Annotated in this window: 3 protein-coding genes; all 3 read left to right on the top strand. The window is 45.6% G+C overall.

The genetic code is table 11. The features are described 5' to 3' along the window. Positions 1 to 87 precede the first annotated feature (87 nt). Genes MHN81_RS02085 through MHN81_RS02075 form a run of 3 tightly spaced genes read left to right on the top strand, consistent with a single transcriptional unit; the run spans position 88 to position 16,917 of the window. Positions 88 to 9,117: a non-ribosomal peptide synthetase gene (locus tag MHN81_RS02085; protein WP_239424922.1), complete on the top strand. Its 9,030-nt coding sequence runs from the start codon at positions 88 to 90 to the stop codon at positions 9,115 to 9,117. Between the two features lie 3 nt (positions 9,118 to 9,120). Continuing rightward, positions 9,121 to 16,389, top strand: coding sequence for a non-ribosomal peptide synthetase (locus MHN81_RS02080; RefSeq protein WP_239424921.1), 7,269 nt, complete (start codon positions 9,121 to 9,123; stop codon positions 16,387 to 16,389). A gap of 12 nt (positions 16,390 to 16,401) precedes the next feature. Beyond that, positions 16,402 to 16,917: a DUF2141 domain-containing protein gene (locus MHN81_RS02075; RefSeq protein ID WP_239424920.1), complete on the top strand. Its 516-nt coding sequence runs from the start codon at positions 16,402 to 16,404 to the stop codon at positions 16,915 to 16,917. The last annotated feature ends 328 nt before the right edge of the window (positions 16,918 to 17,245 follow it).

The following is a 17,245-nucleotide window of genomic DNA, read 5'->3' as shown; positions in this document are numbered from 1 at the left end:
CTCAAAGCGTTCAACCACATCATGGCGCTTTCTGCGTTGACCACCCTTTTATGGCATCACGAAAATAATAATGGAAGTATAAACCCAATGCGTAACGATAACTCTCAATCACTTTCTCAGCGTCAATTGCAAGTTTGGCAAGGTCAAGAAATTGCACCAACTAGCCCTGTTTTTAATGTCTCTAGCGCACTCAAAATTACCATGGGCGATTGTTTTAATCGGTTGCAAGACGTGCTAATTCAATTGCAACATCGCCATCCAGTGCTCCACAGTAAAATTGAACTCTCAGCGGATACACCTGAGCTTATTTTCAAAGATGGCCAAGTGCAATGGTTGGCCATGGAGGGCACTGATATTAGCGCATCGGAGCTGTGCGATCAGTACAATGTGCAGTTTATAGATACCAGTGAGTGTAATTTTGAATTTTATTATCAGGCGCTGACAGATTCAGAGGTGATTGTGTTGATCAAAGGTCACCATATTGTGTGTGATCAGTGGTCTTTGCAGATTTTGGTGAATGATTTGCTGAGGCTGTTATCGAGTGAGGATGACTGCTCAACACTTAAACCTGATATTGAATATTACGCTGCCAAAGAGCAAGACTTTGCTGACGTGCAAGTGAGTCCTGTGGACTTCATCATGAAAAAGCCACACAACCCTGATACCAATGATGATGTTGCCGTCCTGTTAGATAATACAACAGCGTGCATTGAACCAATAAAGCAGGTTGCTGCTGAGCACGGTATCAGTCCTTATTGTGTAATTCTTGCGAGTACCGTTTTAACACTAAGCCGTTTGACCAACGATGAAGACGTCACCATTGGCGTACCAATTGCGAGAAGAACGCGTAAAAATCGTTACCTATTGGGCCACTATGTTGATTTAGAAGCGCTGTCGGTCTCTGCGGTTCATCAAAAGTCGCTCATTGAGCTATTGCAGACCATCAGTGAGCAGCTCACTGCGCTGCTATTGAACAAAGCCCCATCAGGCTTGAGCAGCAAAAATATCAATGTAGTCTGTAACTACCTTGCGCAGCTAAAAACATCTCATATTATTCCAGGTTTGATGCAGGTGCTTGCTGGACTGCCTGAACAGCAGCTCAGATTAGGTGAAGATAATGCGGTCACCGTGGAAGGGGTGTTGCTAACACCTGCTGTGGCGCAGTTTGAATTAGATTTCACATTATTTGAAACAGGCTCAAAATTGCTACGAAAAATTGTCGCAGCAGACGCACAATTTAACACTGAGACTTTGCAAGACATTGGTGAAATACAAAAACGCTTTATTACACATTTAGCGCAAGATGATGCCCATCAAATATGTGGCCGCATCAGCATACTCACTGAGGCGCAAGAACATCGCATTGAACACCAGTGGAATGATTTTCCTGCAAAGTACCCAGAGCATAATTTAATTGATGGCTTTGACTTACAAGTTGCGCAGTACCCTGAGCGCGTCTGCGTGATCACGGCAAGCCGTCAAATTGATTATCATACCTTGAGCGAATATCGCTATGGTATTGCCTACCAATTGGCCACAAAAGCAGCTAAGCGCGGTGAATTGGTCGCTGTCATGTGTGAAAAGAGTGAATATCAAGTGGCTGCACTGCTTGCCGTTAATACCGCTGGTTGTGCGTATTTACCCATTAATGTGGCTTGGCCAAATTCACGTATTCATCAGGTTTTATTGGCGGGGGGCGTGAAGCAGGTATTAATTTCGATAGTGTTGTTCGAGCGCATTCAAAATGAGCCGTGGTTGAGCGAATTCCAATTCACTTTGGTTGAAGAGGCCGCGATAAAAAGCGAGCTTGCTGATACCCAGTGGCGAGAAAGTCTCGTGCTACCTTTGCCACACGAGATTGCCTATGTGATCTTTACTTCGGGTAGTACTGGCCAGCCCAAAGGGGTGGTGATCACTCATGAAAGTGCCATGAACACCATCTTCGCCATTAATGCACGTTTTGAGGTTATGTCAGAAGATCGTATTTTTGGTATTTCGGATTTAAGCTTTGATTTATCTGTATACGATGTGTTTGGCGCGTTGGCCGTGGGGGCAGCTATTGTGCTGCCTGAGCAAGACAAAGTGCAGGACACAGATCATTGGTTAGACATGGTCGAAGCGCACCAAGTGACAATTTGGAATACGGTTCCTCAGCTTGCGCAATTGCTTGCGAATGAGCAAGCACTACAAGTGCGCAACGTTGATAGTTTGCGTGTTTACATGATGAGTGGTGACTGGATCCCACTTCGTCTACCTACGCAGCTCAGTGCTATGACGCCTCATGCGACAGTGATGAGTCTGGGTGGCGCTACCGAGGGCAGTATCTGGTCAATTTGGCATGAAATAAACACAGTTGAGCCGGATTGGCAGAGCATTCCTTATGGCTTGGCAATGCCGAATCAAGCCATGTGGGTGCTGGATCAATATGGCAATCATTGTCCTGCGGGTATTTTAGGTGAAATTCACATCGGCGGTATTGGGGTAGCTCAAGGGTATTTTAATGACCCAGAGCGCACCAACCTTGCCTATTTTGAACACCCTACACTTGGCCGACTATACCGTACTGGCGACAACGGCTGTTGGAATGAAAAGGGTTACATTGAATTTAAAGGCCGTAAAGATTTTCAGGTCAAAGTACGTGGCTATCGTATTGAAATGGGTGAAATTGAACACTGCTTATTAAAGCGCCCAGAAATAAAACACGTTGCGGTGATTGATAAAGAGCACAATCAGCAAAAAGCCTTGGTGGCTTATCTAGTTGGCGAGCTCGATGCATCGATTGATTTAGATGATGTGAGAGAGTTTGTGGCAAAGCAGTTGCCAGAGTATATGGTGCCAGCTGCTTTTGTGGTTATTGATGCATTACCTTTGACCCTCAATGGCAAGTTAGACAGAAAAGCATTACCAGAGCCTGAGTTTAGTGCCAGCACTGAATACCAAGCGCCGCGCAATGAACTAGAGACTGAACTATGTGACGTTTGGCAAGGCGTACTGGGCCTTGAAAAGGTAGGGATAAACGATAACTTTTTCCAAATTGGTGGCGACTCAATCGTCAGTATCAGTCTGGTCTCAGCGCTAAGACGCGCTGGCTACTCCCTTAAAGTAAAAGATATTTTTGTCGCGCCAAGTGTGGCGGAGCTGGCTGAATTTATTATCGACAATGATGATGTTGCAAAAGTAGCTGTGTTATCAGAGCAAGGGGTTTTACAGGGGGATTTTGACCTGCACCCAACACAAAGTTGGTTCTTTTCACAAAATTTTGCAAATGTGCATCACTTCAACCAAGCATTTAGTGCCTATTGTCCGAATGATTTATCTAATGATGACCTAAATGAAGCGCTCACCACCCTGAGCTACCAGCATGATATGTTGCGCAGCCGATGTGTTGTTGAGCGCAAAAATCGCTATTGCGAAGAAGTGCTGTTTGAATTAACTGAGCTGAATATCTCTCTGTTGGATGAGGTACAAGTCAGTGACACCTTGAGCGCTGTACAAGCCAGCTTGGATATTTTTGCAGGCCCTACATGGCGTGTGGTGAGACTAAAAGGGCATAGCGATGGCCGCGATAGACTGTGCTTTATTTTCCACCACATGATCATAGATACCGTGTCTTGGGGCATTTTACTTAACGACCTTGAGCAAATTCTTGCTGGACAAAGCCTGTTGGCAAAGCAAACCAGTTACCGTCAGTGGGTGGATGGACTGTCGCAATACGCAGTGCGTAACCAAGCACAAACGGCTTATTGGGCTGAGGTGATGGCTGGGCAGCCAAGTCCACGGCCTTTGCATGCAATGCAGCAATTGTCACTGTCTTTATCGGTCGAGCAAACAGAAATTTTGTTGCAGCAAGCTGCTCAAGGATATAACACGCACACGCAAGAATTATTACTCAGTGCCCTTGCCATTGCCATGGAAACCGTATTTGGAACTAAGTCTCATCATATTATGCTGGAAGGTCATGGTCGAGAAGCCATTGATGATGCGTTAGAGATAAACCAAACACTAGGTTGGTTCACTAGCCTGTATCCCGTTAAGCTGGTATGTGCGCAGTCTGTAGAGCAAACCATTGCTGCAAACAAAGACATGCTGCGCGCCATCCCTGACAAAGGGATTGGTTTCGGTGCGCTTTTCCAATTCGACCCTGCAAAGTTACCAGCGCCACTCCCTAAAGTATGCTTTAACTATCTTGGTCAGTATAAAACGGCTGAACCTGCCGATTGGCAAATTACAGGGGAGCCTGTAGGTGCACTGGTTGGCGCTGACAATGACAGTGATTTAATGCTCAATGTATTAGGGTTAATTAAACAGGACGCGTTGAGCATTGAGGTTGAATCAAGGCTTGCGCCAGCGCAAGGCGCGCTATTTGTGCGCGCTTTTGAACGTGCACTTGAGCAGGTCATTGCTCAAGGTGTGACGGCGATGCAAGCTGGTGGGGTGAGTACACCAAGTGACTTCCCGCAGGCGCAGATTAGTTTTGAGCTGCTGCAAAACCTACAGTCACATACTCCTTTAGAAGCTTTATATCCTGCCAATAGTTTGCAACAAGGTTTTATTTATCATGCCTTAAATCAGCCTGATGATGATGCATACCGAGTACAGTTGCTAGTGGACTATCATACTCAGCTAGACCTTGAACTGTATCGTGCGGCTTGGCAACTAGCGACGGATAAACACCCAGCATTGCGCATGGCATTTAATTGGCAAGCGCAGATGCTGCAAGTGATCAGCCAAAAGCTTGTTCTCAGTGATACTCACTTCAATGTCGTGGACTTAAGTGCTTTTTCTGAAAGCGAAAGAGTTCAGCAAATGAATGAGCTGCTAAAACAAGATAGGCTCAAAGCATTTGATTTGGCAGATCCTGGGCTCTTTAGAGTGGTGGTGTTCAAGCACAGCGACACGCATTTTAGTGTGCTTAAAACTGAACATCACAGCATTGGCGATGGTTGGAGTGTGGGTAACTTACTGGAGACCGTCAATAATTTTTACAACCAGCTTAAAGCAGGTGAGCAACCGACTATCCAACACGACCATGCCTATCAAGCTGCACAGGAATACCTGTATGAAAACAAAGACCAAACGGATGCATTTTGGCAGCAAAAGATGTCTGAGTTTGAGCATGCCAACGACGTCAATTACCTACTGAGCCAATCATTTGATTTGGCGAATGAACGGGTTGTCTCCGAGCCTGAGCGTAGTGCGTTTGTGATCACAGGTAGTGAGTTTACTGCTTTGAATGAGGTTTGCAGGCAATCAGGTGTGACACTTAATGCCGCGATGCAGTTTGCTTGGCACAAGTTGTTGCAAAGCTATTGCCAAGATCAACAAACGATTGTGGGGACTACGGTTTCTGGGCGAGACATACCCGTTGCAGATATTCATGCAAGTGTGGGCTTGTTCATCAATACTTTACCTTTGGCAGTTAATTGGCAAGCGGATGCAACCATTGCAGAGGTGATGTCACAAATTCAGCTAGAAATTGCGGACGTAAATACCCACAGTGGCGCAGAGTTATCTCGCGTGCAAAGCCAAGGGGATGCGTTATTCCATACTTTATTTGTGTTTGAGAACTATCCAATCCCAAAAGTGCAAGAAAGCGACCGTGAGCGTGTAGAGCAAGCAATGCAGTATCGTGAGACGCGCGAGAAAAGTGATTACCCGATCACCGTTATCGTAACTGCCACGCCTGAGCAGGTTGAGTTTTCTTTGAATTATTGTGCGCAGCAAATTAATACGTGTCAGGCAGAGCGATTAATCGCGCAGCTGCAAATTATCATTAACGCCATAGTTGATGAGACTGAGCAGCCGCATAGTCAAATTAGTTTGCTGTCAAAGCAACAAAGCCATGAGCTGTTGATGCAAATCCAGCCACAAATTACGCCACTACCTGAGCGTGGCAGTTTGAGTGAGATTTTTGCCGAGCAAGTTCAAAAGTACCCCAATAATACGGCGCTAAAGTTCCAAGACAAAGCGCTTAGCTATCAAGCGTTAGATGCGCAGTCGACGGCATTGGCCAAGGCGATTTTAACGCGAGATCCGAGCATTGCATCTGCCACAAACCAAGCGCCGGTTTACATCGGGCTTTATTTTGCTCCCAGTCTCGAATTGTTGGTGAGCATGGTGGCAATATTAAAGCTAGGGGCAACGTATGTACCGTTAACGCCAGAGTACCCGAAATCGCGTAGCCAGTTTATTTTGAGCGATACGCAAACGCCAATATTACTTTGCCAAGCAGGTCTGGAGGTTGAACTCACTGAAGTACTAGATGGGTTAGAGTCTCCTGTTCAGGTGCTAAGTTATGATGAGCTCAATCAGGAAGAAGCGGATATCGACTTATCGGATATAAATACTTCGGCTGATGATTTGGCATATGTCATTTATACTTCAGGCACCACAGGCCAGCCTAAAGGGGTGATGCAGCCGCATCACAACGTGGTAAGGTTATTTGACTCTTGTGAACAGGAGTATCAATTCACAGCACAAGATGTGTGGGTGATGTACCACGCTTGTACCTTTGATTTTAGTGTGTGGGAAATATGGGGCGCGCTGCTGCATGGCGGTTGTTTGGTGATCCCTGACAAAGCCTGCACCCGTGATCCGCGTGAGTTTATTGCCTTGTGTCAAAACCAAGGCGTCACGGTATTAAACCAAACACCGAGCGCCTTCTACTCATTTATAGACACAGCAGTGTCACAAGATGCACAGTTACCAGCACTGCGTTATGTTATTTTTGGTGGAGATAAGCTTAATATGGCGCGCCTTGCGCCTTGGTGGCAGGCTTATGGTGACACACAAACCAAGTTAATCAATATGTACGGCATCACAGAAACCACAGTGCATGTGACATATCAGGAACTCTCACCAGATAACAATCAACATCAATCACTCATTGGCCGTCCGCTCAGTGATATGTCAGCGTATGTGCTTGATGCCAACCAAAACCTCGTGCCAGTTGGAGTTGTAGGTGAATTGTATGTAGGAGGCGCGGGGCTTGCGCGCGGTTATTTAAACCGCGAAGAGCTGACCCGTGAGCGCTTTATTGAAAATCCATTTGCTGCGCAATTGCCTGCTTCTCAAGAATCTCGCTTGTACCGCAGTGGTGACTTGGTGCGCAGACTTGCGGATGGTCAGCTAGAGTACATTGGCCGAAATGATGAGCAGGTTAAGATCCGTGGCTTTAGAATCGAGCTGGGGGAAATTGAAAACATTCTCATTGCACATCAAGATGTGAAGCAAGCAGTTGTGATCCCGCGATTGCTGCAAGGCACACAGCAACTGATTGCGTATGTGGTATCACAAGGCGAAACCGCACTTAACCACGACGTGCTACGCACGTATTTAGCTGAGCAATTGCCAGAGTACATGGTGCCCAGCGCCATTATGGCCATTGAGCAAATACCGCTGACTGTTAACAACAAAGTCGATCGCAAAGCCTTACCAGATCCTGTATTTGATGCACAAAGCGATTATGTGGCACCGACCACTGAACTTGAGAGCCAGCTATGTGATATTTGGCAGGCGTTACTTGGCCTTGAAAAAGTGGGGATTGATGAGCACTTCTTCCGTATTGGTGGCGACTCAATCATTAGTATTCAATTAATGTCACAACTGCGTTTGTTGGGCTATACGCTCAAAGTGAAAGATATTTATGAATCACCCACCATAGCGCAATTGGCGAAAAAGCTTGAGCAATTGCCGCAGGCTGAGACATTGCAAACAGAACAAGGGATACTAACAGGTGAGTTTGATTTACTGCCTGTACAGTCTTGGTTCTTTGACTTAGGCCTGTCGCAACCTGCGCATTGGAACCAGTCATTTATGCTCACCGTACCAGAGGATCTGACAACCGCCGACATCGGGCGGGCATGTCATGCTTTGATTGAGCACCACGACATGATGCGCGTCCGTTTTGCGCCGCAAGGTGATACTGATCGTCAATCTTATTTATCTCTCAACGAGTTAGATTTGGCTGCTTGGTGTGGTGTCGCTCAGTTAGATGTGACAGGGCTCTCTGATACGCAAATTGGCGAGCAGTTGAACCAGTGGCAGCAAAGTTTTGACCTCAAAGGTGGGCCGCTATTTAAGCTGGTGCACCTGCAAGGTTACGGCGATGGTGTTGCGCGGGTTTGTTTTATTTTCCACCATTTAATCATTGATGGCGTCTCGTGGCGGGTATTGTCACAAGACATGCAAACCTTGCTTACCGGTAAAACATTGGCTGCAAAAACCAGCAGTTATCGCCAGTGGGTGAATGCTATGCAAAGCTACCCAACTGATCACAGCAGTGAGCTGAATTACTGGCAAAATGTGGTTGAACATAGCAAAGCTTTGAATGTAACCGAGCCTGTAAGTGAGCACTCGATTTCTTTGTCCGTAGCGCATACAAGAATGCTATTGAGGCATTCAAATGAAGGCTATAACACTGAAATCAACGATCTATTGTTAGCTGCGTTGAGTTTAACTTTACCGCAAGTGTTGTCAGGTACAGAGCATGTGATCACTCTAGAAGGCCATGGCCGAGAAGATATTGATGAGCGCTTAGATGTATCACAAACTTTAGGGTGGTTTACCAGCTTATATCCTGTGAAGTTAATGGCTTATGAAGACCTTTCTACGACTGTTGTGCAAACCAAGGAAATGCTACGCGGCGTGCCAAACAAAGGGGTAGGCTATGGTGCTTTTTTCCAAGCAGGTCAAATTACGCAAAAGCTGCCTCTTATCAGTTTCAACTACTTAGGGCAATTTAATCGTAGTGCAAAAGGGGTTGAGAGTTGGCAGATTGTGCAAGAGTCCTGTGGGCAACTGATTGGCGAGCAAAATGAAATGGCTTTGATGCTCAATATCAACGGCATGATCGACTCAGACCAATTGGTGTTTTCAATTCAGTCGCGACTAGGCCAGCAGGCCAGTGCTGATTTTGAACGCTATTTCATGACTAATTTACAACATGTGATCGAACATACCGCACATATCGCCGAACAGGGGGCTGTTGCGACGCCAAGTGACTTTATCGCCAATGACTTATCAGTAGAACATCTTGCGCACTTGAATAGCGTGCTTGAAGAAGCAGACATGGATGAGCAAGACGATACCTGCGACGACAACATCATGGAGATTTAAGCAATGTTACTTATCAAAGAAATAAGCGCACATAACCTGTCTATTTGGGCAGAGCAAGGTAAGTTAAAATTGGCTTTTGGCAATGCGTCTCCGGATCCGCAGTTAGTGAATAAAATCAAAGCCAATAAGCCAGAATTAATTGCGTTTTTGAGTGAGCAAAACATTGACTCGGCGAAAGCCTTTAGACGTTATATTCAGAGTCAAACTGCGCCTTCTCGTGGGATAGAGTCGGTGAGTCCGGCAAACAGCTTACAGCAAGGGTTTATCTATCATCATTTGAATCAGCCAGACGATGACGCATATCGCGTACAAATGATGTTGGATTATCAAGAGCCGCTCAATGTGCCTTTGTATCAAAAGGCCTGGGAGTTGACCTCTTTACGGTTCCCAGCGCTGCGCACTTTTTTTAACTGGGATGAAACCCTGTTTCAAATTGTCTCCCCCAAAGCGAGTATCGACAGCAATAGCTTTTACTATGAAGATATCAGCGCATTAGGTGAAGCAGAGCGCGGTGCAAAGATAGATGCGTTGCAGCAAGCGGAGCGCGCAAAAGGGTTTGATCTGTCAAAGCCGGGCTTGATCCGAATTTCACTTATCAAGCAAGCAGATGACTTATACACCTTACTAAAAACGGAGCACCACAGCATCAGCGATGGCTGGAGTGCGCCTTTGTTGCTGCGCAGTGTCCATGAATATTATGAACAGCTGCTAGGGGGGACGATACCAACTGTTGAGGTCGAAACGGCCTATTTGGCAACGCAGCAGTACTATCAACAGAACCAAGCACAGACACAGCAGTATTGGCTAGAAAAGAAGCTGCAATTTGAAGGGGCAAACGACATCTCGGGTATGTTGAGTGCCCCCCTTGATTTAACCAAACCAATGCAGGTCACAGAGCCAGATACGCAGCAGCTGATGATAAGTGGTGCTGAGTTTCATAGACTCAAATCCATGTGCCAAAATGCGGGCGTGACATTGAATGTCGCGTTGCAATTTTGTTGGCACAAGCTTATTCAAGTCTATGCGGGCGATGAGCAAACAACTGTGGGGACTGTTGTCTCTGGTCGCAATTTGCCGGTTGACGGCATCGACCACAGTGTTGGATTATTTATCAATACCTTGCCGCTGCAAGTGTTTTGGCCACAAGATGCCTCTTGTGCGCAAATCATGACTGACATTCAGCTGTCGATTGCCTCCCTCAACAGTGCCAGCAGTGTTGCTTTAGCGGAGTTGCAACCTCAAGGTGAGCGGTTATTCCATACCTTGTTCACATTTGAAAACTATCCGATCAATCATCAAGGGGATACTCGAAAATGGCAACTCAAAAAGGTGGTAGAGAAAATTGACTATCCGCTGTCAATTGTCGCGACAGAGCAGGGTGATACGCTCGATATTGCCATTAACTACAGTGCAAATTGGTTAGATACTGACAAAGCCACTAAGTTGGTAACTCAGCTTAAAGTTCTGCTTGAGCAGCTGGTGGATGCGCCAGAACAGCCGCATCAGCAATTAGGGTTGTTGACACCAGCTGAGTGTGAGGCAATCACTCAGCAGTGGCACTGCCAACAAACGCACTTTGAATTTGAAACTGACATTGCGGGCTTGATTGCCCAGCACGCGCAAGCTATGCCAGACAAGGTGGCTGTTAAAGCGGGGGAAACTTCTTTAAGTTATCACCAACTTAATGAGCGAGCTGAGCATTTAGCAAATAACATTTTGCAGCGCCTTACTCAGCAAGGGGAGTCGGTGCAAGCCGATACACTGATCGGGCTGTATTTGAGCCCAAGTGCTGAAACCCTTGTGGCGATGGTAGCGGTATTGAAATTAGGTGCGGGATATGTGCCTATCTCCCCGGATGCACCTGAGGACAGAGTACAGTTTATTTTGGCTGATACAGACACACGCTTGGTGTTGACTCAATCTCAATATGCCCATCGATTAGATACTTGGCTCACGGGCACCCAAGTTGGCTTTATCAGCTGTGATAAACCTATGTTGGTAGCAAATAACCCACAAGGCTTTGCTGAGCGTCGCAGTCGTATAAATAACATTGCATATGTCATTTATACCTCGGGTACCACAGGTAAACCAAAAGGCGTGATGGTAGAGCAAGGGCAGGTGCTGAATTACTTTTTTGGGGTGCAAAGTACCTTATTAGATGCTCTGGATGTAACTGACTTTTCGACCAACTATTGTTTTGATTTGACTGTGACAACCACCTTGTGCCCACTGATGGCGGGTGGCACAGTGTGTGTTTATCAGGATGATATTGCCAATGTGTCAGCGTATCAGGCACATTTGACAAACAATAAAGTGCGTTTTGTAAAAACCACACCGAGTCTTGCGAACATACTATTGACTGACAGTGGGATAACCTTACGTAGCTTAATGGTGGGCGGTGAAGCACTGACTAAGCCAGTGATTGATAAGCTCTCAATAGTCACCGATACATTGATTGATGAATATGGTCCGACAGAGGCGACCGTTGGTGCCATGAATAAGCGCGTTGACCCAAGTCAAGTGGTTAATGGTATCGGGCATGCTTATCCCAATGTTGCGCTGTATGTTTTGTCATCGGTACTTAAACCTGTGCCAGTAGGCGCAATCGGTGAGTTATATATCGGCGGTGCTGGTGTTGCCAGAGGTTACTTAAATAGGGAAGATTTAACCCAGTCGCGCTTTATTAAAAATCCGTTTGTAAGTAGCGATGATACGTACAATCAGCGTATATATAAAACTGGCGATTTGGTTCGTTGGCTCGACAATGGTGAAATTGAATACCTTGGTCGAAACGACAATCAAGTTAAAATTCGAGGCTATCGGATTGAACTTGGTGAGATTGAGCATGCTATATGTGACGTTGCTGGTGTTCACAGTGCGGCTGTCATTGCAGATAAAAGTCATGCAGACGGTGCGCTACATGCCTATTGGATTGCCAGCGCAGACAGTGCCGCCTGTGAAGAAGATATAAGCGCATATCTGGGATCAAGGTTACCAAAATATATGCTCCCAGCCAGCTTTACTCGACTAGATGTGTTCCCTTTGACTGGCAATGGAAAGCTGGATGAAAAGGCGCTGCCTATTCCTAATCAAGGTTTCGCACATAGCTATAAAGCGCCGAGCAGTGAGCTTGAGTCGACTTTATGCGAGCTTTGGCAGCAGGTGCTCAATGTTGATACTGTGGGTGTGGATGATAATTTTTATACGTTAGGTGGTAATTCAATTACGGCAATTCGTCTGTCTGCGGCCAGCCGCAAAGCGCTTAAGCGTGATATTCCACTCGAAATGTTATTCACACATAATACGGTAGCAAAACTTGCCACAGTAATTGATGCGTCACAGGCCATTGTGATCCCACGCAGTGACAGTGAGGTTTTACCGCTGTCATTTGCACAAGAGCGGTTGCTCTTTATCGACAGTTACGAAAAGGGCAGTAGTGCATATCACATTCCAGCCCTGTTTGAAGTGGGGGAGTCGCTAAACCTTGGTGCCTTACAACAAGCGCTTAATCAAGTAGTTGCTCGCCATGAGGTATTAAATTCGGTATTTAATACCCGTGATGACGGCGTCTTAAGCCAGTGCGCTTTACGCAAAAACATTGCCATTTTACAGCACACAGTGGTAGATGAAGTTGCGTTGGCAGCTTTGGTGAGTGAACTTGCTGTACAACCATTTGAGTTGTCAAAAGACAGTCCAATGCGGGTGTATCACATTTGTTGTTCATCCACGCAGTATTTGCTCTTTGTTTGGCACCATATTGCGTTTGATGGCTGGTCGACTTTTGTATTCACCGACGAGCTAACGAAAGCGTATATTGCGGCACTGGATGGTAAAACTGCACAACTGCCAGAGTTGAGCATCCGGTATGCGGATTACGCAAAGTGGCAAAGAGATTATCTTCAAGGTGAGACACTAAACAAGCTGCAAAGCTACTGGACAGGTGCGCTCAAAGGTTTCGAAACGCTTGAGTTACCTTATGACAGAGCAAGGCCAAGCCAAGTGAGTTATGCCGGAGAAAATCTCGATTTAACCCTTGATAAAGACTTATCCAAGCAGGTTGTGGAGATTGCCAAAGCACATCAAACAAGTGTGTATACCGTGATGTTGAGCGCTTTTTATGTGACTTTGGCCAGTGTATCTGGCCAGCAAGATATTGTAGTTGGTACGCCTTCTGACAACCGACATCATAGCCAAGTGCAGGCCTTAATCGGATTTTTTGTTAACTCTATGGCGCTGCGCAGCCAAGTCGATAAACAAGCCAGTGCTAGCGAATTTATTCAACATACCCATCAGTTGGTAACACAAGCGAAAGTACACCAAGAGCTGCCGTTTGAACAGGTAGTTGAATTGTTAGAATTGGAAAGAGATAGTTCTCGTCACCCTATTTTTCAGGTGATGTTTAGTGTGCAGAGCATGAATGCTGAGTCGATTGTGCACGGTGATATGCAGCTCACCCCTGTGCTAAGCGATATGCTCAATGCAAAGAGTGCAAAATACGACTTAACCTTAATGGTGGATGATAGCGCTGAGCAGCTTGGTTTGCAGTTTAATTATGCAACCAGTTTATTCGAAAAGGTGACAATTGACGCACTTGCAGGCCGTTATTTGCGGATACTCAAAAGTATGTTGGCCGCGCCATCTGAGCCATTGCACCACATTAATGTGCTGAGTGACGTTGAGCGCACACAGTTGCTTGAGCACTTCAACGCACAGCCAGTGCATAAACTGAGTGAACACTCGATTCAGCGTGTATTTGAGCAGGTTGTTCAACAACACAGCAATGACATTGCCGTGGTGTGTGGTGACGAACAATTGAGTTACCAGCAGCTTAATAATAGGGCCAATCAGCTTGCTCGATGTATTCGACAAGCGTACGAGGCTGAGCAAAAATCAGCGATCAAGCCAGATACATTAATTGCACTGTACTACCCTCAAAATATCGATATGGTTGTGGCGATTTTAGCTGTGTTAAAAGCCGGTGCTGCTTATGTACCGCTGTCGATGGATAATCCAGATGAGCGCACGCGATTTATTGTCGACGATGCGAATGTACCTTTGGTACTGACACACGCTGATTATTATGCTCAGGTGTCAGGGATCTTCAATACGGACGCAGGGCCAAGGGTATTGGTTGCCGAGCACGTTGGTGGCGAGAACACCGCGAATTTGGATGTAGATACTGAACTGACTAGCTTAGCTTATGTTATTTATACTTCTGGGACCACAGGTCAACCCAAGGGCGTAGAGATAGAGCACCATGCTGTGAATTCCTTTGCATTGGGTAATAACTACTTGGATGCATCTAAGGTGAGTAATATCGCAAGTATGTCATCTTATGCGTTCGATGGCTTTATTTTTGATGCCATGTTCAGTTTGCTCAACGGTTTGTGTGTGCACTTAGTTGATAAGTACACGCGACTATCTCCTGAATTATTTGCGCAGTATGTTTTGGAACACGATATAGATGCGAGCTTTATGACCACTGCATTATTTAATGCGCTGGCAACCAGTGGGCAGCTTAAAAGTAGTTCGCTCAAGCACATTTTATTTGGTGGCGAGCAGGTCAATTTAAATGTGGTGAATGCCTTTAAGCAAAGTACACCGCAAGTGAAGTTAAGTCATGTCTATGGTCCGACAGAAACCACAGTGTTTGCCTCTGTTTGCCATCTCGATGATAGTCGAACTAATGCGCCCATTGGTCATGCTTTGACTGGCAAAACTTTGTATGTGCTAGATTCGATGGGTAACCCAGTACCTGTGGGTACACCGGGTGAGCTTTACATCGGTGGTGAGGGCCTTGCCAGAGGGTATTTAAACCGCCCAGAACTAACCGCTGAAAAGTTTGTAGAAAACCCATTTGTAAAACCGATTGCAGGAAGCAATGCAGAAACTCGTATGTATCGCACAGGAGACATTGTTAGGTGGCAAAGTGATGGCAATATTGAGTACGTTGGTCGTAATGACAAGCAAGTGAAAATACGCGGGTTTAGAATTGAGTTAGGGGAAATTGAAAGTGCTATTTGTAGTATTGCTGGGGTGAAGCAAACCGCGGTGATAGCAAAACAAAATGGCACTGAAAAGTATCTCGCGGCGTATGTCGTGAGTGACGATACACGGGCTGATAAAGTAGAGCAGATCTTGGATTATTTACAGAGTGCGCTACCTGATTTTATGGTGCCATCCGCAATAACGTTACTTGATAAGATCCCACTCAATGTCAACGGCAAACTGGATGTGAAGTCCTTGCCAGAACCCAATTTTATTTCCAGTGATACATATGTTGAGCCACGGGATGCCCTCGAGCTTAAGTTATGTGAGTTATGGCAATCAGCACTAAGTCATTCGCAAATAGGTATTAGCGATGACTACTTCAAATTGGGTGGGACCTCAATCGCGGCTATTAAGCTCACACAAATGATAAACCAAACCATCAATTGCAAGCTTTCTGTGGCAGATTTGTTTAATTCGCCTACGGTGCAAGGCCTTGCAAGTTTGATTCGAAACCAAGCGCGAGACGGGCAGTTAGTGAAGCGTTTGAACAATTTTAAAGCGGGTTTGCCAACCCTTGTAATGATCCATGCTGGCAGCGGTGGTTGTGAGGTTTATCAAGGGCTAGCAGCAGAGTTAAGTGGATCGTTTAATTGTTTGGGCATTGACAATTACAACCTCATCAATGATCAAAAAATTAGTCAGTTAGATGTGCTAGCTAAGGTTTATTACGACGAAGTTTGCACCCATATTGAACTTGATAAAGTTCAGCTAGTTGGTTGGTCACTAGGTGGTAACATTGCACTAGAAATGGCTGGTTTGTTTGAAAGAAACCACAACGCTGACATAAAAGTGCTGCTTTTAGACACTATTATCAAGTCAGGTAAGCTCAAATTGCTTACCCAAGAATTTGAGTCTGAAAATGAACAATTGTTTATTACACGTATGCAAGAGCTTGGGCATGGAACAGAGAATATCGACGCCATGATAAAAGCCCGCAAAGCGGAAGGGCTGTTGGACTTGTGCCCATTAACTCAGCCATTAAAAACGACTCAGGTGCATCTATTAAAAGCAGGTCAATACGAGGCACAAGTCTCAGAAATGTTGACACATGAGTGGTCGAAAACATTGGATGCTATTGTAGACAACAATGTTGGAGAGTTTATTGGAGGCAAGGTTGAATATACTTTGCTTACGCAGCGAAATCATGGAGATATCTTGCAAAGCCATATTGAAATTAGCAGGGTATTGTCCAATATGATTGATACAGACTGTGAAGATTAAAAGGTATTTGTTATGAATAAAAAGGTATTGTTGTCATCTTTAATTAGCGTACTGTTAGCTGGGTGTTCGTCTACTTCCAACATGAGTATTAATAAAGTGAAAGGTGCCCCAACCGATGTCCGGGTTGTGGTAAATCATGTGGAGAGCACCGAAGGCCAGCTGCTGGTATATTTGCATGACAATGCAGGCTCCTATTACAGTGATGATAACTACAGTGCTTCGAGCATTAAGTATTTTCATCGCATAGTCGTCAAGCCGAGCATACCGGCAACGGAAGTTGTATTGACGGATATCCCAGCGGGCAAGTACGCCATCAGCGTCGTTCACGATAAAGATAGTGATGGCACACTCGATCGCATGGTTTTTCCTTTCATCGGCATGCCAAGCGAGCCATATGGTCTGTCAAATGATGCTTATAGTGCATTGTCTAAGGGTAGTTTTGAAGACGCTTTAGTGGATATTACGGCTCAAGCTCAGCCTATTGAAATTAAACTGGCAACCCACCTATCCAAAACGTTTGGTGGTTAAAAGTCAAGGGTTGAGTCTATGAACAATCATAGGCTCATCCATGCCAAAGTTGGCTTTTTCCGCAATCCATGGGTTTTAGGTAGAGTATTTGGATCCCGAATCAAGTTCGGGATGACAAGGGGTGCATTATTACAATGTTGACCTTGGGCACAAAACCAACCTTCGAACTAGCCCCAACTCCCGTCATTGTGGACTTGTTCCGCAATCCATGGGTTTTGGGTAGTGTATATGGATCCCAACTCCCGTCATTGTGGACTTGCTCCGCAATCCATGGGTTTTAGGTAGAGTATTTGGATCCCGAATCAAGTTCGGGATGACAAGGAGGCGC

It is taken from the genome of Pseudoalteromonas sp. Of7M-16 (assembly GCF_022347805.1).
Taxonomy (GTDB): domain Bacteria; phylum Pseudomonadota; class Gammaproteobacteria; order Enterobacterales; family Alteromonadaceae; genus Pseudoalteromonas; species Pseudoalteromonas luteoviolacea_F.
Note: the sequence above shows the minus strand (reverse complement) of the source record. Positions and strands in the feature narration are given on the sequence as shown.